Source organism: Vibrio breoganii (assembly GCF_001677275.1).
Classification (GTDB): domain Bacteria; phylum Pseudomonadota; class Gammaproteobacteria; order Enterobacterales; family Vibrionaceae; genus Vibrio; species Vibrio breoganii.
Genome location: NZ_CP016178.1, coordinates 765465 through 785604, shown reverse-complemented (window position 1 = coordinate 785604; position 20140 = coordinate 765465). Strand labels below are relative to the sequence as shown.

The following is a 20140-nucleotide window of genomic DNA, read 5'->3' as shown; positions in this document are numbered from 1 at the left end:
GTGATAGGTTGGGGATCTTCATCATGTTAACCTGCGCGCACTTTGTAACCAGTTGGCTTATGGCACTATGCGCACCCCCTTTGTATTTACCAGTTGTATCGCTTTGTTTATGACGGCTTGTAGCTCTTCGATCCCATACGAAGAGAGAGAAGAGATCCGCCAATCAATAGATGATGAAAGTGAGCAGTTAATAGAAGAACTGGCAGAGGTCTACCCAGAAATTCATGCTCAACTAGAAGAAGCAGAAGGGTATGCGACGGGTGTAATGTCGAACATTAAGGTGCCATTGGTGGGCGGAGGCACGGGTATAGGTGCTGTCTATAACAATGTTGATGACTCTACCACCTACATTGACCTTTATCGTTACGATGTAGGCGCTGGCCTTGGCCTGAGTAGCTACAGAATGATTTCTGTTCTTGATACCCCTGAGAACCTTGAAAAGTTTAGTGAGGGTTTCAGCGAGTCTTCTTGGGGGACTGACTGGAATATAAGCGCCAGTGGTATAGAGACCGAGCAGGTATATTATCTAGAAGATAGCGAGATTCCTACGTATCTGGTGTTCGAGTCTAGTGCCTCAGCTGTGGGGAGTGCCCGTTTGATGTCGGTATCGGTAAACGAAGAACTGACCGAAACTGGGGTGGGTAATGCGAAATTTGCCAATCATGAGTCAGCTGGTGATGAGTCGAACCCGAAATGGGATAGGCCATTACCATTCTTCGCTCAGGATGTGGTTGACCAAGGATTTAGCCTGCCTTTACCTTTTGGTATTAGCATTCTTTATGCCGAAACCAAGCAGGATATGACGATCTCGGGTCTCGAAGCCGGGTTTTCTGGCATCAACGGGGGGAGCACTATACCTATGGAGTTTATGTCATTTGATAACAACTACTCTCATAGTCAAACGCCTCAGTTGAAAATAGATGCTTGGGTGTTTCCTTTTATGAATGTATTTGCCACTGTGGGTAAAGTTAATGGTATGGCACACGTCGAGTTTCAATCAGACGGCTCTGTTGGTAATGGTATTGGGGATGCCATTATTGAAAGCCCTATATGCTCAAGGCCGGGTCCTGGTAAGCCTGATTTTTGTGATTCATGGAATGGCTCTAACGGTTGGGATGCGGCGCTAGATGTCGACTTGGATGGATGGAACTACACCATAGGCGCTACCTTTGCAGCCGGTTGGAGAGACTACTTTCTAGCGATACCAGTTTCAGTCAGTTATATCGATATGAAGCATGCAAGGGCAGAGGAGCTTGTATTTAGTGTTAGCCCACGTGTTGGTAAGCAGATCCCACTTAAGGATACGAGCAGCGTTGATGTGTATATTGGTGTTAGCTATTTAGATAGCACGCTAACCATTTATGGTGAGCACTATGGTCAACTACCTGATGATATGCACATCACCTACAAAATTGAGCAAGAAAACATCGACAAATGGATGGGTCTAGTAGGAGCAAGCTACAACTTCAACCGTTCATGGGCAATTCAAGCGGAATATGGACAAAACGGTTCTGACAAACGCCAGTTTGTGTCCTCTCTAACGCGCCGCTTCTAATTGGTTAAGCCAATAAAGAAAGGCCCAGCTTAGTGCTGGGCCATTGTATTTATTGAGTAACCTACTTTTTAGCAAAAGAAACTTTTAGCAAAGCACCTTAATAGCTAAGCCACCTTGAGAGGTCTCACGGTATTTAGCGTTCATGTCTTTACCGGTTTCAAGCATGGTCTCGATAACCTTATCAAGGGATACTCGAGCGGCAGAGGTGCGGCCTAATGCCATACGAGCCGAGTTAACCGCTTTCACTGCAGCAATGCCGTTTCTTTCGATACATGGTACTTGAACTTGTCCTGCAACTGGATCGCACGTTAAGCCAAGGTTGTGTTCCATACCGATTTCCGCCGCCATGCAAACCTGCTCTGGACTGCCGCCCATTAGCTCAGCTAAACCTGCAGCTGCCATAGAACATGCAACGCCCACTTCGCCTTGGCAACCAACTTCTGCACCTGAGATAGAGGCGTTACGCTTGTACAAACTACCGATTGCACCTGACGCTGTAAAGTAACGGGTATATTCTTTTGCTGTTACAGGTTGAATGAATTTATCGTAGTAAGCGAGTACTGCAGGAACGATCCCACACGCGCCATTTGTTGGGGCGGTTACTACTCGGCCACCTGCAGCATTTTCTTCATTTACAGCAAATGCAAATAGGTTAATCCAATCTACTACTGCCATAGGGTCTGCGTTAGTGCCGGCAGACGTGGAAAGCTTTTTGTAAAGACAAGGTGCGCGGCGGTAAACACGAAGTGGTCCAGGTAATACCCCCTCTGTATTCATGCCTCGTTCAATGCCATCAGACATGGTTTGCCAAATAGCAGCAAGATAGCTCGAGATAGCCTCATCTGAATGCAGTGCTTTCTCATTCTTAAGTACTAAGGTGCTAATAGAAAGTCCGCTTTCAACCGCTTGTTCAACAAGCGAAGTTGCCGAATCAAAAGGGTATGGGACTTCAACGGTTAGCGCTTCAGACTGACCAAAAGAGGCTTCATCGACAATAAATCCGCCACCGATAGAGTAGTAGGTTTTGCTATGTACTAGCTCATTGTCAGCCCATGCATGGATTTGCATGCCGTTTTCATGCAGCGCTAGGTTTTCAGAATGGAAGTTCATCCCACCAGAGGTAGGGAAATCAACGATGTGACTGCCAGTATCTAAAGCCAGCTTGCCTGTTTGCTCTACATTTTTGATAAATCCATCTATCGAATCAATATCAACGGTTTGCGGAAGGTTGCCCGCAAGGCCCATGATAATCGCAATGTCGGTATGGTGACCTTTGCCGGTTAATGATAGTGAGCCATAGACATCGACCGTTACCTTGGTGACTGACTGCAAGGTTGCCATGTGCTTGAGTTCTTCAACGAATTCATAGCCAGCCTTCATTGGACCTACAGTATGAGAACTAGAAGGGCCAACGCCAATTTTGTAAATATCAAAAATACTGATCATGATTATTCATGCCTTATTGTGAAATAAAGGGGAGAGCAGAATAAAAAGCCCCTAGCCATAAGCTAAGGGCTATTGAGCATCCAGGTTTATTAGAAGATGCCGTACGTTGCAGAAGTGATCGCTGCGATACCACAGATAAGCGTGAAGATACGAGCTGCTTTAGTGGTTGCTAGCTTCTTCATTGCTGGAACTTTGTACATCGCAAAGACAGGCATAATGAATAGAATTGCAGCAATCATAGGTGCGCCAATTGCTTCAATCATGCCAAGGATACTTGGGTTAACAATGGCTACAATCCAAGTGGTTACTACGATGAAGCCCAAAGCAATCTTATCAATCTTACTTGCAGAAGCGTTTGAGCGTGATTTAGCAAGACCAACCAAACCTTCATGAGCACCTAGGAAGTGACCAAAGTAGCTTGAAGTGATGGCTGCGAACGCGATTACTGGACCCAAAATAGAGATGATTGGTGACGCATGAACATTTGCTAGGTAAGAAAGTACAGAGATGTTTTCAGCTTGTGCTTGCGCTAGTTGCTCAGGAGATAGAGACAACACGACCGAAAATACGAAGAACATAACGAAACCCATAAGCATTGCTGACGCGCCGCCGGTGATCATGTCTGTTTTTTTGTGTGCATCTTTGCCGTAGGTTTTACGCTGTTCTTTAGTGAACTGGCTGATGATCGGGCTGTGGTTAAATGAGAATACGATGATTGGGATAGCCAACCAAATAGTAGAAGGCAGTGTGGTCCATTCAGGAGTCACTGACATCATTGATGTATTCCAGTCTGGAATTAGGTAAACCGATAGCGCAAGCAAGATAAGCACCAATGGATATACCATTGCAGATGTTGCTTTTAGCATCAGTTCCTTACCGAATACTACGCCACCTGTCATTAGGGCAATTAATCCACCAGAAAGTAACCAGCGTGGAACAGATTCCATGCCAAGTTGATTCACCATGAAAGAATCCACGGTGTTAGTGATACCTACACCGTAGATGAGAACGATTGGGTAGATGGCGAAGAAGTAGGCAAAGGTAATAATGTTTGCGCCAGTCTTTCCAAAATGTTCTTCAACGACGTCGGTAATGTCTGCATTCTCGTTCTTAGATGAAAGAACAAAACGGGCTAAGCTCTTATGAGCAAACCATGTCATAGGTGCTGCAATTAGGGCTAGAATAACTAATGGCCAAAAACCGCCAGCGCCCGCTTTAATTGGAAGGAAAAGTACGCCTGCACCTACAGCTGTACCAAAAAGAGAGAGACACCATGTGATGTCTTGATAAGTCCATTTACGTGTTTTCCCTGATACTTGTTCTGCGATAATCGTTGTTGTCATTATATAATTCTCGTAAAAAAGGGATGTGATTGATTTCGGGGCGCATTGTGTTGCAACGCAGACATTTTTATTGTGATCAAAATCAATCCTTGAGGAAGTACCGTAAGTAGGGGGAATTTATTTGGATTGGATCACGAATTTCGCGTGCTACACGATAGATTATTTTTGTCTTAGCATTAAAAATTCTAATGGAAGTGGCGTTTTAATTTATGCAATCGTTTGCGGAAAAACAGGGTGAATATTGAGGGGATGTACAGTAGAACGAGAAGGGATAGTAAATAAGGTGCATAGAAAAATGGAGCTCTGATTGAGAGCTCCATAAAGATGGCTAAAGTTTAACTAAGCGTCGTTTTTCTTAGAAAGTGACTGTTGCTTAGAAAGTAACTTTTTTCTTAGAAAGTCACTTTTGGTTAGAAAGTAACTTTAGCACCTAACATGCCTTTAAGTTCTTCATCTTGGGTGAACTTCTTGCTCACACCAGCATAAGTTAGGAAGTAGTTAGTGAACTGGTAACCGAGATCTACGGTTGCGCTGTTACGATCATCTTTCTCTGAATCGAAGTTTGCGCTAGTGAACGTAGATGCAAGGGTTAACTTGTCAGTAAAGTCGTAAGAGCCTGCTAGCTCGTAACCTTGGAAATCATCACCCAACTGAGAGCCGTTCACGTAAAGCGCACCAAGGTACAGTGCATCTGTTACATCAGCGCCTAAACCGACTAATACGTTGTCGCTATCCTTAGCATTGCCGTCATAGGTTTCTTTTGCGTAACCAGCACCTGCTTTTAGCATACCGAAGTCATAGCTTGCTGCCGCACCGTAACCTTTATCGATGGTTGCATCGATCTTTTGAGCTGGAATCTCAACACCATTGTTATCGAAGAATGATTTCGATACTTTCGCGCCGCCGCCATTCACGTTGGCTTTAACTGTTAAGTCACCGTAAGTACCAACATAAAGTAGCTGGTTATCTGCACGGTCAGCCGTAGCAGATTTGCTTGATGCTTCTGAGCCGTAGGTATTCAGAATGTCGGTATAGTCAGTGATTAGGCCAAGAGAGCCATCTGTTTTACCGTATTGCAGTTCAGTATTTTCATCACCAACGCCAACGTAAAGGTAGCGAGTATCGTTTGTATTGTCTTTGGTAAATTCTTTTTCTACAAAACCACGCGCATGAACATCTTCAGTGATTTGAGTCTTAGCTTCAAAGTTAAGACGAGCACGAGAAAGCTCTTGTTGCTTTTGGTTTACTTTATTGTCTTTACCTTGGTCAGAGAACTCACTACGAGCCTCAACACGGCCGCCTAGAGAAAGAGCTAAGTTGTCTGCTTTGTATACTTCAGCAGCGTTTGCTGATGCAGCGAATGCTGAGGCAACTGCGATAGCAGTCAGAGTCAATTTTTTCATTTCTATATCCTTTAGTGTCCAGCACAAAAATTCTTAATTGGTGCTGGAACTAAAGCCTATATATTTTGTCTGTGCGGCATAAGATGAATAAATAGAAACTTATTTTGTATAACGAATAGGGGATTGATGGCAGGTGATTAATGTGGCATATCGCTTGTTGTCCAAAAATAAAGCATTGATAAAAAATAAATATTCTTGATCTGTGAGTAATATTCCGAGAATAAAGTTAATTCCATTCCTGCTTTCAGTGATGCGTTTTTATGCGTTTCTGTGACTAGAAATTCATTAGGCATCATTTGGAAATACAGTGACTAATTTAGGGTAAGACAGAGGGCACTAGATGCAATAATGGGTAGGTTAATATCTTGATGCCTAAGTGTTACTAATTGTGTATAATTAACTGGACAATGTGAGGAAATCAATGATTTTGTTAAGTATAAAGCTACTTCAGATTGGATTTGTCATTGTCTATAAGGAATATAGAAAACGTAATATTCAAATGCCTCCTGCCTAGGGGGCATTTTTTTGTCTTAGAATTTCAGCTTGCTATTTATAGAGCATTTTTATCTCTGGTCATCTTAGCCGTACACTCTTCATCTATCGCCAGTTTTGCCTCAGAAAAGCCATTGCTTGGGAAGGTGGCGACCATTCCAATATCAGACTTAATAACAACGGGCTTCCCCTTGCCGAATTCGCTTAATACAAACGCAAGTCCTGCAGGGTTCTTTGGGCGGTATAACCGTGCGTTGTCATTGACCTTATCAACGTACTTGAAGTGGACATCTTGGCCGTTCACATTGAAGATGCCGCTGATTCTATTGCTGTAAAATGCGCCAGTGACAAAGAGTTCTCCTGCGCAATTGCTTGGATCAGTGCTGTAACCTGCTGCGTAGTCGAGATCGCCTTTGTGCGTTTGGTCGTTCCAGCCTACATTCTTGGCTAATCCATTGCCGTGATAACTCCACTCTTCACTAGCAAGCCATGCCTGCTTTTCATCAGAGAAGCGATTGAGTGGTGAGTCTGTTTCAATTGATGCTTGCGGTTGTTGAATCTCTGATTGAACAGGTGTTGCGGTATCTGCTTGTGATGTAATTGCAGTGCTTGTGCAACCTTGAGTAATAACTAGCATAGAGCCAAGCAATAGCGTTGCTTTGTGCATAATGTCTTCCTTGAAACTAAGGGGAACGTGAATAACGCAATGATATCGCTAGGTTTGTTGGGTTAAGTTAGGACAGTGTTTGATTTGCTTTAGGTGACGGTAGTTTTACTGTCAGCGTATTGAAAAGGCTATCGGTAAATACGTTTGAAGGCACAGGGTGCTGTAGCATTCTAATCATGGTCATAAAGGGAGTTATTGCTCAACTACTACTCTGTTGCCGCATGACAGGGCAGGATTTCTTGAGCGCAAGGCTCGCTTTGTCTACAATGACGCACACTATTATTTTTTCAGGTCATGAAAATGAGCGACACTAACGAAAAGCCAACTCTTCCGGATCACCTTTCAGGTAACCCTCGCAGCCCTCACTATGTTGAAGAGTGCTTTCACCATCGCATCGGTATTCGCCTTAACGGTAAAGAGCGTAACGATGTAGAAGAATATTGCGTCAGTGAAGGTTGGGTAAAAATCCCTTCTCCTAAAGCGCTAGATCGTCGTGGTCAGCCGATCCTTATCACCCTTAAAGGGACAGTAGAAGCTTACTACGTGTAAAGCTCTGCTTTATGAATATAAACGGCTCATGAATTCGTTCATGGGCCTTTTTTTTATGATTCAACTTTAACTTGCCCTTAGAACCTTGCCCAACAGCGCATAACTTAATCTAGATTAAGGTTTTGTTTGTGATTCATCAGTAAAGTCAGTCATCCGATCTAGATCACACTTTTCAGCACTGCCTTCAAAGCAGTTTCAAATTAGAGGATTCGACTTGAGCATTTTGTTTTCACCAGCCCAAATTGGCAACATGACCCTAAAAAATCGTTTTATACGAAGTGCAACCTGGGAAAATATGGCCACAGAAGAAGGTTATATGACTGAAAAGCTGTATGACATCTATGAAGAATTGGCTAAAGGTGATGTTGGCCTTATCGTAACTGGCTATGCGAATATCGTAGAAGACGAAAAGCCAAATGCTGGAATGATGGGTATCTACAATGATTCGTTTATTGAGGGCTACAAGAAGCTAACGGATCTTGTACATCAATACGATGCCAAAATTGTTAAACAGATTGCTTATGGTGGTACTAAGACCACGTACAACCTTGGCGAGCGAGTCATATTCGCCCCAAGTGAGATCCCTGAGCGTGGCACCAATACTCTTGGCAAAGCGATGAGTAAAGACGAAATTAACCTCATCGTTGATGCCTTCGCCGAAGCGAGTCTGCGAGCGAAAAAATCCGGCTTTGATGGTGTTGAGATTCATGCTGCTCATACTTACTTGATCAACCAGTTTCTGAGCCCATATTACAACCGCCGTGACGATGAGTATGGCGGTAGCTTAGAAAACCGCATGCGATTCTTGGTTGAGATCTATGAAAAAACTCGCGATCTCGTTGGGGAAGACTTTCCTATTCTCATTAAGCTAACCGCAACCGAATTCTTTGAAGGTGGGCAGAGCTTTGAACAAACACGCGCTATCTGTAAGAAGTTAGAACAGCTTGGCGTTGATGCCATTATTGTTTCAGGCAATATTCACGGTAAAGCCAGTGAGATGGTCGGTGAGTCGTTCGACGGCTATACCCTACAACAAGAGGGTTACTTTCACGAATACGGCCATGTCATCAGCCAAGATGTCAAAGTACCAGTAATTACTGTCGGCGGTCTAAGCGACTTTGATGCGATTGAAAGCATAGCCAACAACACTGGCATCGACTTCTTTGCGGTTTCTAGACCTTTACTGGCAGAGCCTCAACTCATTAAGCGCTGGAAAGAGGGGGATCGTGCCCCTGTTGATTGCGAGCGCTGCTCAAAATGCCGTACGAAGCGAGGCAATTTTTGCGTGGTATTTAAACGCCGAAAGAAACAGAGATAACCCCGCGATAAAGACATAAATTAACGGCTTGTAGTTTACTCACTACAAGCCGTTTTTTGTGTCTTTAACGAAAAACCTGCTGGACTATTCTGTTGTTTTTCTCGTCAAAATGCGTGGTTAGATCAAGGTCTGGTTAGGTAATGAAGTCGATGCCTTTTTCGCACTTTAGTAATGATTTTCCTTTGCTAGATTTAAAGTGAAGGTGCATAAGGGAGTGGTAATATACCAATCGCTTAAATACATTTGTTCATCTCAACTTGACTGTTAACACAAGCAGAAAAATCGCTAGATGCTAAGCAGTAAGAGTCCAGTTTGATGTTGTCGTCAATGTATTTAACGCCTGATGGGGTTGCTCCTATCTTGAATAATAAAGAGCCTTTCCTTACGCACTATGGATGATTATCTAGCTAGCGATAGTGGAGCTTATTATGAACATGGAAAGGATTAGGCGAAGTACCTACGGTGGAATGGGCTTGACGTTCTTAAGTCTACTCTTCGCTGCAAATGCCTATGCAGCGATTATACAAAACTCTAATGTTGATACGTCACCAGATGCCTTTATTGGTGACTGTGGCGTACCTGGCGAACTAACCGCTTGTATTGGTGGTTGGAACCTAGACAACGTTGATGTCGTTTTAAGGTACGAGGATGGTCTGGAGTTTGGGTCATTTGATGAAGACTCTGGTATCTACAGTTTGATGACTTATGGTGATTATTTTGAGAGCTCAGTCAATGGTGATGAAGGGCAGGTTATGGCTCGCATTACTGGTAAAGACTGGCCAGTCGGAGAGCCGAATGCGATAAAAATCGTCACTGGCGACTCTGATGTTTCCCATGGTAAGCCTCAGAATTGCATTATTGGTTCGTCTTTTTTGAGTCCAGATAACTCTGACATCGAAGATGCTAATTTCTTAGATTCAACGCATCCTCAACCTGTTATTTGTTCTAGTCCATTTCAGACTCATAAACGGTTTAAAGTTGCCATGCTTCCGGCCTCTGTGGACGATATCGATTCAGGTGACGGCCATGGCATCGACCTCGTGTTCAACGTACAAGATGAAACAATTGATCCTGAAGCAGAAGATCAAATAGCCCTTCGTTCCTATCAAGTGTTCAGCAAAATCAACAACTATACAGGTAGACGTTTGAGCGGCTACAAGCTTGTGATAGGCACAGGGCGGGGAAGCGAATTCAAATCTGCCAGTGAAAGCAATATTGAAGACAGACTCCATCTTTCTTTGGGAAGAGGCGAGGGAGCGTCAGGTGGGCATGAGAACCTAGTTTATGATGGTTCAGATATCTTTGAGAGCGATAGTCTAGCCACTTTCTCCCATGGATTATTTGGTGCGCCGGATAAGCATTTTACCAGTAATGGCTTCTTTGATATGCGTACCGCTGGATTCGACGTGCAGCAAGGATGTGTATCCACTGCTGAGGATGCCTGTACAAGCTATGACAATCCAAACACTGAGACTGGTGAACCGGAACTTGTGGCTTCAGATATAATTTATTCATCCTCAACACTTGCTAGCCATTACCATGAAACAGTGGGAGTTATTGAAGGGTTGCCATTCGGTGAGTGGCTTCCATCCAAATGGCAACCAAAGGCAGTATTTTTTGATGACGACAACGATCCAGAAACAGACGCTACATTAATGGTATGGTGGGATGGTGATAATTGGCGCGGAAACTATGACGATGGATTCCCTATCATTGACCAAGCTGAAATAGATTGGCTAGCGGCTAACCCTAACGGATTGTACGAAATGGGTGATATAGAGGATGTACTAAATCTGGGTATCAACTACATTATTAAAGTAGGCAATGGTATTCCTGGTGGCACATTCACAGTGAGAGTAATTCCAGTTGTATCGGATAACCAAACGCCTCCAGCGTGGTGCACTGGATTCTTTGGAAGTTGTGATGAGCCGCCTTATGGTGCGGCTACGCAAGCTGAGGAAGCCATTGAAATAGAAGATGATGTGGTTAGCGAGAGCGAGGTTGATGGCTTTGCTGAAGCAATAGGTTTAACGGCTACTGACGGCGGCGGTGGTTGTACTTTAAGTAGGAACGGACGGTTAGATCCAACTTTGTTACTGCTATTTGTCATTGCACTGGTCCAAATTTTCTGGCGTCACTATGGCTCACGAGCTAGCGGGTTGTTGATTCAACATCGTGGCGATTAATGGATTGCTAGAATTAGAAATTGACTGAGCCGACATCACTGATAACGGATGTCGGCCTTTTTGATATATGACGGGAGAATATGCCCTCATGCACTATCCAAAATCTGAGCTTATAGGTTTGCTCGATGAATTTGCATTGCGAGGCGATAGCAAATGGGCGTCAGACCGAATATTTAAAGTTGCGTGCCTGTTTGGGTTCGCCATTGGCTTGCTACTACTTTCTAGTCTAGCCCCTATCTCACAGCCACAGCAAGCATGGCAGACATTGATGATGTTGGTAGTTGTGTCTCCTTTACTTGAAGAGTTGTTGTTTCGAGGCGTAATGCAGGGGAGATTATTGCGATTAGATTGGGGCTCTCGCCATCTATTTGGCTTTACCTTAGCTAACCTATGCTGCTCCTTGTTGTTTACAGCGCTTCACTTCATCAGTCATCAGCCTCTCTGGGCTTTAAGCGTGCTGTTTCCCTCCTTGTTATTCGGGTATTTTCGAGACAGACATAACAGCGTTTATCCCTCAATAGCCCTACATATTTTCTACAACAGTGTGTATTTCATCCTGCCGATTGTAATCAACATTCGTGTTTAAATTTGTTAGCCCTTTGAAGGTTTGGCTTTTAATTCAATCGCTGTCACAAGTGTTTCCCTTTCTACCGTCATACCTGCTAAATTATGAATAGTGCTAACAAGGGTCAACAGACCCTAACTAATGGTTAAGATTTTGATTCGATTGATACTTAATGGAAAAAAAGCCGGTCTCGAGAGCGTTAGAGAGGCGGTTTATGCTCTCCGAAAGAAAGGGTATGACCTTCAAGTGCGCCCTACATGGGAAGAGGGTGATGTTGACCGATTGGTGCGAGAGGCTGCTGAACAAGGGGTAACGCGGCTAGTCGCAGGAGGCGGAGATGGCACAGTCAACGAAGTGGTCAGTGCGATTCTTAAGTATGATCTTAACCATTTAGAATTATCTGTCTTGCCTTTAGGGACGGCTAATGATTTTGCTACAGCGTGTGAGATCCCGTCAGACCCTATTGATGCTCTTAACTTGGCGGTATTGGGAGAGAGTTATTGGGTTGATGCGGGTTCAGCCAATGAAAAATACTTCATGAATATCGCAACGGCAGGGTTTGGCGCTCAGGTAACAGCGACGACACCAGTTGTACTTAAGAACTTTCTCGGAGGAGGTGCTTATACTCTATCTGGCCTAGTTCAGGCGATAAACTTTCAGCCCTTTCCTGGCACTGTCATTCACGATGATAAAGCGACACTCGCGAATGTGGTAGTTGGCGCTGTATGTAACGGTAGAACCGCTGGTGGCGGGCAGCCATTGGCTCCACAGGCGTATATTGATGACGGAGTATTTGAGCTGTTCTATATCGAGGGTTTCAATGCTAGCGATATTCCTACTGTCCTTGAAGAGCTTCAAGAGTTACATGAAGGCTCTGATACTCAATTTGTGCATAGACACAGTATTCAAACGATTGAGTGGCACTCCGAACAGTCTATGCCAGTGAATCTAGATGGGGAGCCAATGTCACCGCAAAATGTGACGATAAAAGTACTCCCTAGTAGTATTAAATTGGTGCTCCCAGACAATACCCCAATATAGCTTAACCGAAATAAGGCCTAAAGCTAAGTATCAAGATGACACCACTTTGTCATATTGAAACCGCAAGAACTTTGTATTCTATTGGACAAGATTACAAACACGTTGAGTTGTTCGATCTTAGATAGGAGAAGGGCAGGTTTGAGATAGAAGACTTAGCAGCGCATTTAGGTTACAGCAACGCGTCGTCTTTTATTCGAATGTACAAAAGAGTCATCGGCAGAACCCCAGGCCAAACACATTAGAAATAGCTCGAAGAAATGGCTTAGCAGTGATCGATAAGCCATTTCTTCAAAGGAGAGGCTTATGACGATTCAGCCAATTGCACTAAATAGTCAGCAATCGCCTGCATACCAGATTTTGGTACGCCAGCCTTTATCTCAGCTTTAGAGTTATAGTTGGTGTTGGTATTCACATCATAGGAGTACCACTTTCCATTTTCATCGCAGATCACCTCTATTCCCGCGATATCGATGTGGTTATCGGCTAGGAATTGCTCGTGAAGCTTAATGAGCGGTGAATCGTCAAGGATATTGGTGATTTCAAACTTATCTTTCTCTGGCGCTGGTTTATCGTCTTCAAAAGCTGGGCAAAACGCATTTTCAATTGAACATCCATCTGCAGGGCATAGCTCAAAACCACCCTCAGTTGAAACCTTAACCGCATAAAGAAACTTACCGCCGACATACTCACAGCGAACAATGTAAGGTTCTGTGGATTTTACATACTCTTGCAGTAGCCAAATGCCATCAAGCGGGCTATCAGCTTTGAGTCGTCTAAGGCCTAGCTTAACATCGTCTAGTGAATCGAATTTTTCAACGCCCAGTCCTTTACCACCACGGTTTGGCTTAATGATCAGGGGCCAAGTATTAAACTTCTCTGCAGCTGATACAATGAAATCACCTCCGACGACCGCTTGAGTCTTAGGCGTTGCGATCCCAACTTTTTGCAATGCGGCATATTGAGATATCTTGCATACTTCCAGATCGATCACGCCATTTCCGTTCACTACGGTAGCGTTATTAAGGCCAAGCCACTTATCAATAACGCGCGTCAATTCAGGGGCATACCTATGATCACGTGTGTGTGATGATGCACTCATTCGATTGTAATAAACCGCATCTTCTGGAACGGTATCGAACTCAATATGACCCTCGTTCACAAACCATTCCTTGGCAGGTACATTCAACTTATCGAATGCTTCACGAAGAGGCACAATCCATTCCTCATTCTCGTGCAATATATAGATCGATTTCATACCTGTTCCTTGTGTTTACTTGTTTTGTTCCTAATCAAATAACTATTGCCAACTCTGAGATTGAAAGCTAGCGATAAAACGCCGTTGGCTATAAGAAATCGGACTAACTTATAACCGAGATAATTAAGGCGAGAACAAGGGCAAATTGGATGTAATGCACGAGTAGGACCGCTTACCAACAACTATACTTATAGTGTTAGGACAAACTGTAGAGGTGACTATCATGGACTTTACAGAAAAACTACGCTTACACGGTCGCGCCGAGGAAAATAGGTATTTTGCTGAGCTAGACCGTAAATTGATAGATGCGATGCATGAAAAGCAGAAGCATGAAGATGAGATACTGAAGCGTATCGAGGCTGAAAACCTGAATCTGGACAGCATGGTTGACGCTAAATTGATTAGGTATTTATCACCAGCAGGCACCCTAAAGTAAACAAGATGCCTGTAGGCAACGCTTACACAATTACAAAGTTAGTAAGCGCACTTATCCCTTCTCCTTATCTCCACTCTCTTTGTTTATTGCCTTAGCGATGTCATTTACGGCTTCAACTAGGTTGATAGGCATTGGAAACACAATCGTCGATGTTTTATCCGTAGTGATCTCTGTGAGCGTTTGCATATAACGAAGCTGCAAGGCGTTTGGTGCTTGATTAAGCATTTCGGCGGCTTCTTTAAGCTTAGTAGATGCTTCTAACTCACCGGTAGCATGAATGACTTTTGCACGGCGGTTTCGCTCTGCCTCTGCCTGACGGGCGAGGGCGCGTACCATGCTTTCATTCAGATCCACATGCTTAACCTCAACGGTCGCGATCTTAATGCCCCAATCATCGGTTTGCTGGTCGAGTATGGCCTGAAGATCTTTATTAAGTCTTTCTCTTTCAGACAGAAGCTCATCCAACTCATGCTGACCGAGAACCGATCGAAGTGTGGTTTGTGAAAGCTGGCTGGTGGCATCGCTGTAGCTTTCGATGTTGTTGATGGCCATCTGTGGGTCAACGACACGGAAATAGACCACGGCATTGACTCGTACTGAGACGTTATCTTTGGTAATAAGATCCTGCGTTGGGACATCTAAAACGATGGTTCGCAGGTCGACGCGTACCATTTGCTGAACGATGGGAATTAAAATGATTAGCCCAGGGCCTTTAACCTCTTGGAATCGACCAAGAAAAAAGACCACCCCTCTCTCGTACTCCCTTAACACCTTGAAGATCTGTGTTGCTAAGGCGATAACGAGAACGACAATGACTGCTGTTGTGTAAAGCATACGCGCCTCCTATTTTTTGGCACTTGGGCTCACCGTTAGGGTCAGTCCCTTGATCGATTCGATGGTGACTTTATCTCCATGTTTGAGATCTGTATTGCCTAGCGCATGCCAGAGCGCGCCATCTAATTGGACTCTGCCTTTGCCGTTGATAAAATCTTCACTGACGATGGCTGTTTTTCCTGGATAGGTCTCAAGACCTGTGGTCACGCGTCTATTTCTGACCTTCATTAGCATGCCAAGGGTGATGATGATCAGAGCTGCTGAAAATATGGCGACACCGAGGATCAAGGGTATGGCTATCTGGAAGCTAGGTAGGTCACTGTCCATAAGAAATATCGACCCAAGCACGAATGCAACCACACCACCGAGCCCCAATACTCCAAAGCTTGGGTTAAAGGCTTCTGCAATCATCAGGGCTATGCCTAGTAGCAGTAGTGCGAGCCCAGCATAGTTGACCGGCATCATCTGCAGTGAATACATCGCCAAAAGTAGACAAATACCCCCTAGAACCCCGGGTAAACCAATGCCAGGGTTATAGAATTCCAATAACAAACCGTAGATACCAATGAGCATCAAGATGTAGGCGACATTGGGATTGGTGATAACCGCTAACATTTCGGCGCGCCAATCAGGAATTCGCTGTTCAAAGTTCGCAGGTGATAGTGACAATGTCACTTGTTGGTTGTTCACAGTAACAGTAATGCCTTCAATTGCAGCGACAAGTTCTTCGGGCGTGTTCACCACATAGTCAATAACATTGAGTTCCAATGCCTCAATTGCATCAAGACTGGCGGCTTCACTGACGGCCTTTTCGGCCCATTCGGCATTCCGATCATGGAGCTTAGCAAGACCCTTGATATAGGCCTTGGCATCATTAATGACTTTCTTTTCCATAGCTGTCTTGGCAGGAACTTGCTGATTGCTATCGTTGGATCCATCTTCTGTTTTGTCAGAGCTTGAGTTGTCAGCCTCATCGCTGGTGCTTGGCGGTTTGGGCGAACCCCCTAAGGCGACGGGAGTGGCGGCGCCGAGATTCGTGGCCTCAGCCATAGCTGCGACATGGCTCGCTAACAAGATATAGGTTCCAGCGCTGGCTGCTCTCGCGCCAGAAGGCCCCACCCAAGTTGCAATGGGTATTGTAGAGGTGGTGATTGAATGAATGATATCGCGCATAGCGCTATCTAAACCGCCAGGGGTATCCATTTTTAGTATCACTAGGCTAACGTCGTTGACTTGTGCTTGTTGGATTTCTCGAGACAGGTAGTCACTAACAGCAGGGCCGATAGGACCTTTGACTGGAATGACCCAAATAGTGCTTGCAAGAGTTTGACCGGCAAACAGCAGCAATGACATAAGCCATAATAGAAGTAATCTCATGCAGTCCTCCTTTTACAAGGATCTGATGAACATCTAGAGTAAGTATAGACTGGGTGGGGGTAAGCCTTGATATTAATGCTGTAGAGTTTGATTTTTTACATAGTTTGCGTCGTTAATCTGGCAAAGCTTTTCATAGAACTGTTGCAAGATATTTCATATCGAAATATAGCAAAGAGCTATAAGAATTACTTTGTTATAATTTTTACTCAATGAACTGTAACGAAAAGTGAGGAACAATTGGACGTAAATATGATCGATAGCCTGTTCTTAACAGGAGCGGTTCTTATAGTACTCAGTGTTCTTTTGACCAGAGCATCCTCTAAGCTAGGTGTGCCGATTCTACTTATATTTTTGGTTGTCGGTATGCTTGCGGGCGAAGATGGACCAGGTCAGATTGATTTCAATGATCACTCATTAACTTATCTCATCAGCAATCTTGCATTGGCGGTTATTCTTCTTGATGGTGGCATGCGAACCAAGGTATCCAGTTTCAAGGTGGCCTTCTGGCCTTCATTGTCACTCGCAACCATAGGCGTAGCGCTGACTTCAACCTTTACAGGTTTAATGGCGGCGTGGTTGTTCGATCTGACCTTACTGCAAGGTATTTTAGTCGGAGCAATTGTCGGATCAACGGATGCCGCTGCTGTTTTCTCTATGCTGAAGGGACAAAGTCTAAACGAGCGAGTAGGCTCAACCCTAGAAATTGAATCTGGTACCAATGACCCGATGGCGGTCTTTCTAACGGTCACCTTGATTGCTGTACTTGGCAATCCTGAAGCTGATCTTGGCTTGTCATTCTTAGCCACTAGTTTTGGTATGCAGTTTGGCATAGGGGCTTTAGTCGGTCTTGGCGGTGGATGGTTACTTTGGGCTTTGATCAACAGAGTGGATTTGCACGAAGGCTTATATTCTGTCTTAGTGATAGCCGGTGGTATTGCTCTGTTTGCACTCTCTAACAAGCTCGGTGGCAGTGGTATTCTTTCTATATATCTGGCGGGTTTGTTGATTGGCAATAAGCCTACAAGCTATCGTCATTCGATATTGAATGTACTTGATGGCATGACTTGGATGAGTCAAATAGTGATGTTTTTAGTGTTGGGTTTACTTGTTAAACCAGCAACACTTATTGAGATTATGATCCCAGCACTCATATTAGCCTTTGGCATGATCTTAGTGGCGAGACCTTTGGCTGTGTGGATTGGGTTGATGCCATTTAAGAGCTTTACGAACAAAGAGCGTAAGTTCATTTCTTGGGTCGGGTTGAGAGGCGCGGTGCCTATCATCTTAGCGGTGTTCCCTATGGTTGCAGGCCTTCCCAATGCGGAGCTGTACTTCAATATTGCCTTTTTCGTGGTGATGGTATCTCTGCTCGTACAGGGTGGGACCTTGATGAAAGCGGCACGAATGGCAGACGTTACCTTGCCACCAAAGCCGACTCCTATATCCAGAAGCGGAATGGAGATTTTCCGTGCAAGTGAGTGGGAAACGTTCGTCTACCGATTAAAAGAAGAAAAATGGTGTGTGGGTGAGCCTTTGAAACGCCTCACCATGCCAGAAGGGACACGCATTACCGCTGTGTTCCGAGGTGAGGAATTGCTACATCCAACTGGCAGTACCGTGTTACAAGCCAATGACACCCTTTGTGTAATGGGGCAAGACAAAGATCTCGATGCCTTGAGCCTGCTGTTTAGTGAAGCCCCTGAAGATGAAGTGACTCCGCGTTTCTTTGGTGACTTCTTTCTAGACATCAATTGTAGCGTGAGCGATGTGACAGGTTACTACGGCATTACTGTACTGGAAGAAGAGGCTGATATGCCCCTCAAGGAACTGGTCGAACTTAAGCTTGGGTCATATCCAGTATTAGGTGATAGCTTTGATTGGTATGGATTGCATTGGGTGGTTGCTGATGTAAAAGACCACAAGGTGACGAAAATCGGCTTAGGTTTACCAGATAACGAAAAAGCCGACGCGGAATAGTTTTCTAGCCAAGCAATAAAAAAGCGCTAACCGTTAGGCTAGCGCTTTTTATTTGTCTCTACTTTACTGCCTACTTCTTACGGCAGAATTCGCAACGAAGCCACATAGACTGACCTTCAACTTTACCAGAAAAGAGTTCTGGATCGTCTTGTGCAAGGCCGATGTTTCTTACCATGGTGCCAATTTTAACAACCATTGAAGACCCCTTAACAGGTAGGTCTTTGATGATGGTGACCGTGTCACCTTTTGCTAGTGGTGCGCCGTGACAATCAACGTGTTTCTTACCGTCGTTTTCCATGCCAGTTTCAGCCCAAGTCTTGGTCTCTTCTTCCATGTACATCATGTCTAACAGGTCTTGAGCCCAACCTTCGGTGCGTGCAAGACGAGTCAATTGACGCCATGCTAGAACTTGTACAGGTGGCTCTTGGCTCCACATGCTGTCGTTTAGACAACGCCAGTGGTTTACGTCCATCTGATCTGCGTCTTCAACTTGAGTACGGCATGTGTCACATAGCAGTGCGCCGTGGTCTACGGTTGCATGAGAGTGAGGAGCAACAGCAAAGGGTTGTAGATCATTAGTTGCGCCACAAAGCTCGCATTTGTCGCCGCAGCGTTGACGTAGTGTTGATTCAATAGACATGTATTAACCTTGTTATCTCTTGTAATTTGGCGACATTATCCATATTTAGCCATGGTAATGAAAGCAGTTCACGATCAATGTTGATTTAGAATAAGTTTTCTATGTCATCGTGCTCATATGTGATTACTTTAGAGCAATAAACTCAATTTGGCTTTGAGCAATTGGGCTTTTGTCCGGAGAATTTTGGCTCGGTTTCCGCTTTTGCCGTTAGGTCTTTAATCCTCGTATCGTGAGAAGGGTGTGTCGAAAGCAATTCTGGCGGTTGATTGCCCCCTGAAGCCTTAGCCATGTTCTTCCATAAATCGACACTTTGGTAGGGGTCAAACCCCGCTTTAGCCATTAACTCCAATCCAACGATGTCCGCTTCGCTTTCTTGCGTTCTGCCGTAGGGCAACAAAACCCCGTATTGAACGCCAACGCCCATGGCTGCCATTATTTCATTTCGGTATTCCTGATTACTGAGTGCCACATTGCTGATTTGCAACCCTGTATTGGCAAGTTGGGCGTGAGACATACGCTCATTACTGTGATCGGCGAGTACGTGCGCAATTTCGTGGCCGATGACGGTGGCCAGTTGATCCTGATTAACTGCGACGTTTAATAGACCGGTATAAACGCCAATTTTCCCCCCTGGAAGGGCAAAGGCATTCACCTGATCACTATCAAATACGACCACTTCCCATTGGCTAAAACTGCCTTGAATAGGAACATACTCTAAAATGGCATTGGTCACACACTGAACGTAAGCATTCGTTTTAGCGTCTTTACTAATGGTGAGTTCCGATTTCATTTGTTCAAACGATTGACTACCAAGATCAGACATTTGGTTATCTGAAAACAAAATCACTTGATTACGTCCCGTTGGAGAGGTGGCGCAAGCGGTCATCATGGCTGCTGATGCCAATGAGAGCATGAGTGTTTTTAGTCGCATAGAAGGGTTCCTTTTCTATCTTTGCGCTAATCCTAAATGTTGGTTTAGTACAAGTGTGGTCGATGGAGTAAGATTTTCCCACAAATCAGGAAAATTTAGACACTAAAGTGTTTAAAAAGAATAAG

At 44.5% G+C, this 20140-nt stretch carries 18 protein-coding genes; 9 read left to right on the top strand and 9 right to left on the bottom strand.

What is annotated here, in order from left to right; genetic code table 11:
* Positions 1–67: 67 nt before the first annotated feature.
* Entirely contained in the window at positions 68–1555 is a 1488-nt protein-coding gene (locus A6E01_RS16505) for a lipid-binding SYLF domain-containing protein (RefSeq protein WP_017028080.1), read from the top strand.
* 84 nt (positions 1556–1639) lie between these two features.
* On the opposite strand, the gene A6E01_RS16500 is transcribed toward A6E01_RS16505, so the two are convergent.
* The 4 genes from A6E01_RS16500 to A6E01_RS16485 form a co-directional block, all read right to left on the bottom strand.
* Positions 1640–3001, bottom strand: a complete 1362-nt coding sequence (locus A6E01_RS16500) for an L-serine ammonia-lyase (protein ID WP_065210745.1) — start codon at positions 2999–3001, stop codon at positions 1640–1642.
* 89 nt (positions 3002–3090) lie between these two features.
* The gene (locus A6E01_RS16495) at positions 3091–4344 is read right to left on the bottom strand and encodes an aromatic amino acid transport family protein (protein WP_065210744.1); all 1254 of its coding nucleotides are present in this window, start codon (positions 4342–4344) and stop codon (positions 3091–3093) included.
* A 410-nt stretch (positions 4345–4754) separates the two neighbouring features.
* Positions 4755–5747 carry a porin gene (locus A6E01_RS16490; protein WP_017028083.1) on the bottom strand — a complete coding sequence of 331 codons (993 nt, stop codon included), beginning with the start codon at positions 5745–5747 and terminating at the stop codon, positions 4755–4757.
* A 550-nt stretch (positions 5748–6297) separates the two neighbouring features.
* Positions 6298–6906 carry a hypothetical protein gene (locus A6E01_RS16485; protein WP_065210743.1) on the bottom strand — a complete coding sequence of 203 codons (609 nt, stop codon included), beginning with the start codon at positions 6904–6906 and terminating at the stop codon, positions 6298–6300.
* 300 nt (positions 6907–7206) lie between these two features.
* Here A6E01_RS16485 and A6E01_RS16480 point away from each other — a divergent pair, with 300 nt between their 5' ends.
* From A6E01_RS16480 to A6E01_RS21020, 6 genes are all read left to right on the top strand, one after another.
* Positions 7207–7455 carry a DUF3297 family protein gene (locus tag A6E01_RS16480; RefSeq protein WP_017028085.1) on the top strand — a complete coding sequence of 83 codons (249 nt, stop codon included), beginning with the start codon at positions 7207–7209 and terminating at the stop codon, positions 7453–7455.
* Positions 7456–7669: 214 nt separating this feature from the next.
* Positions 7670–8773, top strand: coding sequence for an NADH:flavin oxidoreductase (locus tag A6E01_RS16475; protein WP_026026140.1), 1104 nt, complete (start codon positions 7670–7672; stop codon positions 8771–8773).
* 428 nt (positions 8774–9201) lie between these two features.
* The gene (locus A6E01_RS16470; RefSeq protein ID WP_065210742.1) at positions 9202–10959 is read left to right on the top strand and encodes a choice-of-anchor F family protein; all 1758 of its coding nucleotides are present in this window, start codon (positions 9202–9204) and stop codon (positions 10957–10959) included.
* 88 nt (positions 10960–11047) lie between these two features.
* Complete coding sequence (gene mrtJ, locus A6E01_RS16465) at positions 11048–11545, top strand: JDVT-CTERM system glutamic-type intramembrane protease MrtJ (protein ID WP_017028088.1); 498 nt, start codon at positions 11048–11050, stop codon at positions 11543–11545.
* A gap of 120 nt (positions 11546–11665) precedes the next feature.
* Positions 11666–12565: a lipid kinase YegS gene (gene yegS / locus A6E01_RS16460; protein WP_065210741.1), complete on the top strand. Its 900-nt coding sequence runs from the start codon at positions 11666–11668 to the stop codon at positions 12563–12565.
* A gap of 143 nt (positions 12566–12708) precedes the next feature.
* The gene (locus A6E01_RS21020; protein ID WP_082961410.1) at positions 12709–12807 is read left to right on the top strand and encodes an AraC family transcriptional regulator; all 99 of its coding nucleotides are present in this window, start codon (positions 12709–12711) and stop codon (positions 12805–12807) included.
* A gap of 59 nt (positions 12808–12866) precedes the next feature.
* Here the strand turns inward: A6E01_RS21020 and A6E01_RS16455 are convergent, their stop codons facing one another.
* Positions 12867–13820 carry an ATP-grasp domain-containing protein gene (locus A6E01_RS16455; protein ID WP_017028091.1) on the bottom strand — a complete coding sequence of 318 codons (954 nt, stop codon included), beginning with the start codon at positions 13818–13820 and terminating at the stop codon, positions 12867–12869.
* A 223-nt stretch (positions 13821–14043) separates the two neighbouring features.
* Between A6E01_RS16455 and A6E01_RS16450 the strand changes: the two genes are divergently transcribed.
* Entirely contained in the window at positions 14044–14256 is a 213-nt protein-coding gene (locus A6E01_RS16450; protein ID WP_065210740.1) for a hypothetical protein, read from the top strand.
* Between the two features lie 51 nt (positions 14257–14307).
* On the opposite strand, the gene A6E01_RS16445 is transcribed toward A6E01_RS16450, so the two are convergent.
* Together A6E01_RS16445 and A6E01_RS16440 are read right to left on the bottom strand one after the other, a co-directional pair.
* Positions 14308–15090, bottom strand: a complete 783-nt coding sequence (locus A6E01_RS16445) for a slipin family protein (protein ID WP_017028093.1) — start codon at positions 15088–15090, stop codon at positions 14308–14310.
* 9 nt (positions 15091–15099) lie between these two features.
* The gene (locus A6E01_RS16440) at positions 15100–16467 is read right to left on the bottom strand and encodes an NfeD family protein (RefSeq protein WP_017028094.1); all 1368 of its coding nucleotides are present in this window, start codon (positions 16465–16467) and stop codon (positions 15100–15102) included.
* Between the two features lie 249 nt (positions 16468–16716).
* On the opposite strand from A6E01_RS16440, the gene A6E01_RS16435 reads away from it, so the two are divergent.
* On the top strand, positions 16717–18444 hold the full coding sequence (locus A6E01_RS16435) for a potassium/proton antiporter (protein WP_017028095.1): 1728 nt from the start codon (positions 16717–16719) through the stop codon (positions 18442–18444).
* A 70-nt stretch (positions 18445–18514) separates the two neighbouring features.
* Here A6E01_RS16435 and A6E01_RS16430 read toward each other — a convergent pair whose 3' ends face one another.
* Complete coding sequence (locus A6E01_RS16430) at positions 18515–19084, bottom strand: PhnA domain-containing protein (RefSeq protein WP_065210739.1); 570 nt, start codon at positions 19082–19084, stop codon at positions 18515–18517.
* 142 nt (positions 19085–19226) lie between these two features.
* Entirely contained in the window at positions 19227–20015 is a 789-nt protein-coding gene (locus A6E01_RS16425; RefSeq protein ID WP_017028097.1) for a M48 family metallopeptidase, read from the bottom strand.
* Positions 20016–20140 lie beyond the last annotated feature (125 nt).

Excerpts from the sequence above, each read along its gene's own strand:
- A6E01_RS16505 (WP_017028080.1), top strand. The coding sequence starts at position 68 with ATGCGCACCCCCTTTGTATTTACCAGTTGTATCGCTTTGTTTATGACG.
- A6E01_RS16500 (WP_065210745.1), bottom strand. The coding sequence starts at position 3,001 with ATGATCAGTATTTTTGATATTTACAAAATTGGCGTTGGCCCTTCTAGT.
- A6E01_RS16495 (WP_065210744.1), bottom strand. The coding sequence starts at position 4,344 with ATGACAACAACGATTATCGCAGAACAAGTATCAGGGAAAACACGTAAA.
- A6E01_RS16490 (WP_017028083.1), bottom strand. The coding sequence starts at position 5,747 with ATGAAAAAATTGACTCTGACTGCTATCGCAGTTGCCTCAGCATTCGCT.
- A6E01_RS16485 (WP_065210743.1), bottom strand. The coding sequence starts at position 6,906 with ATGCACAAAGCAACGCTATTGCTTGGCTCTATGCTAGTTATTACTCAA.
- A6E01_RS16480 (WP_017028085.1), top strand. The coding sequence starts at position 7,207 with ATGAGCGACACTAACGAAAAGCCAACTCTTCCGGATCACCTTTCAGGT.
- A6E01_RS16470 (WP_065210742.1), top strand. The coding sequence starts at position 9,202 with ATGAACATGGAAAGGATTAGGCGAAGTACCTACGGTGGAATGGGCTTG.
- mrtJ (WP_017028088.1), top strand. The coding sequence starts at position 11,048 with ATGCACTATCCAAAATCTGAGCTTATAGGTTTGCTCGATGAATTTGCA.
- yegS (WP_065210741.1), top strand. The coding sequence starts at position 11,666 with ATGGTTAAGATTTTGATTCGATTGATACTTAATGGAAAAAAAGCCGGT.
- A6E01_RS16455 (WP_017028091.1), bottom strand. The coding sequence starts at position 13,820 with ATGAAATCGATCTATATATTGCACGAGAATGAGGAATGGATTGTGCCT.
- A6E01_RS16450 (WP_065210740.1), top strand. The coding sequence starts at position 14,044 with ATGGACTTTACAGAAAAACTACGCTTACACGGTCGCGCCGAGGAAAAT.
- A6E01_RS16445 (WP_017028093.1), bottom strand. The coding sequence starts at position 15,090 with ATGCTTTACACAACAGCAGTCATTGTCGTTCTCGTTATCGCCTTAGCA.
- A6E01_RS16440 (WP_017028094.1), bottom strand. The coding sequence starts at position 16,467 with ATGAGATTACTTCTATTATGGCTTATGTCATTGCTGCTGTTTGCCGGT.
- A6E01_RS16435 (WP_017028095.1), top strand. The coding sequence starts at position 16,717 with ATGATCGATAGCCTGTTCTTAACAGGAGCGGTTCTTATAGTACTCAGT.
- A6E01_RS16430 (WP_065210739.1), bottom strand. The coding sequence starts at position 19,084 with ATGTCTATTGAATCAACACTACGTCAACGCTGCGGCGACAAATGCGAG.
- A6E01_RS16425 (WP_017028097.1), bottom strand. The coding sequence starts at position 20,015 with ATGCGACTAAAAACACTCATGCTCTCATTGGCATCAGCAGCCATGATG.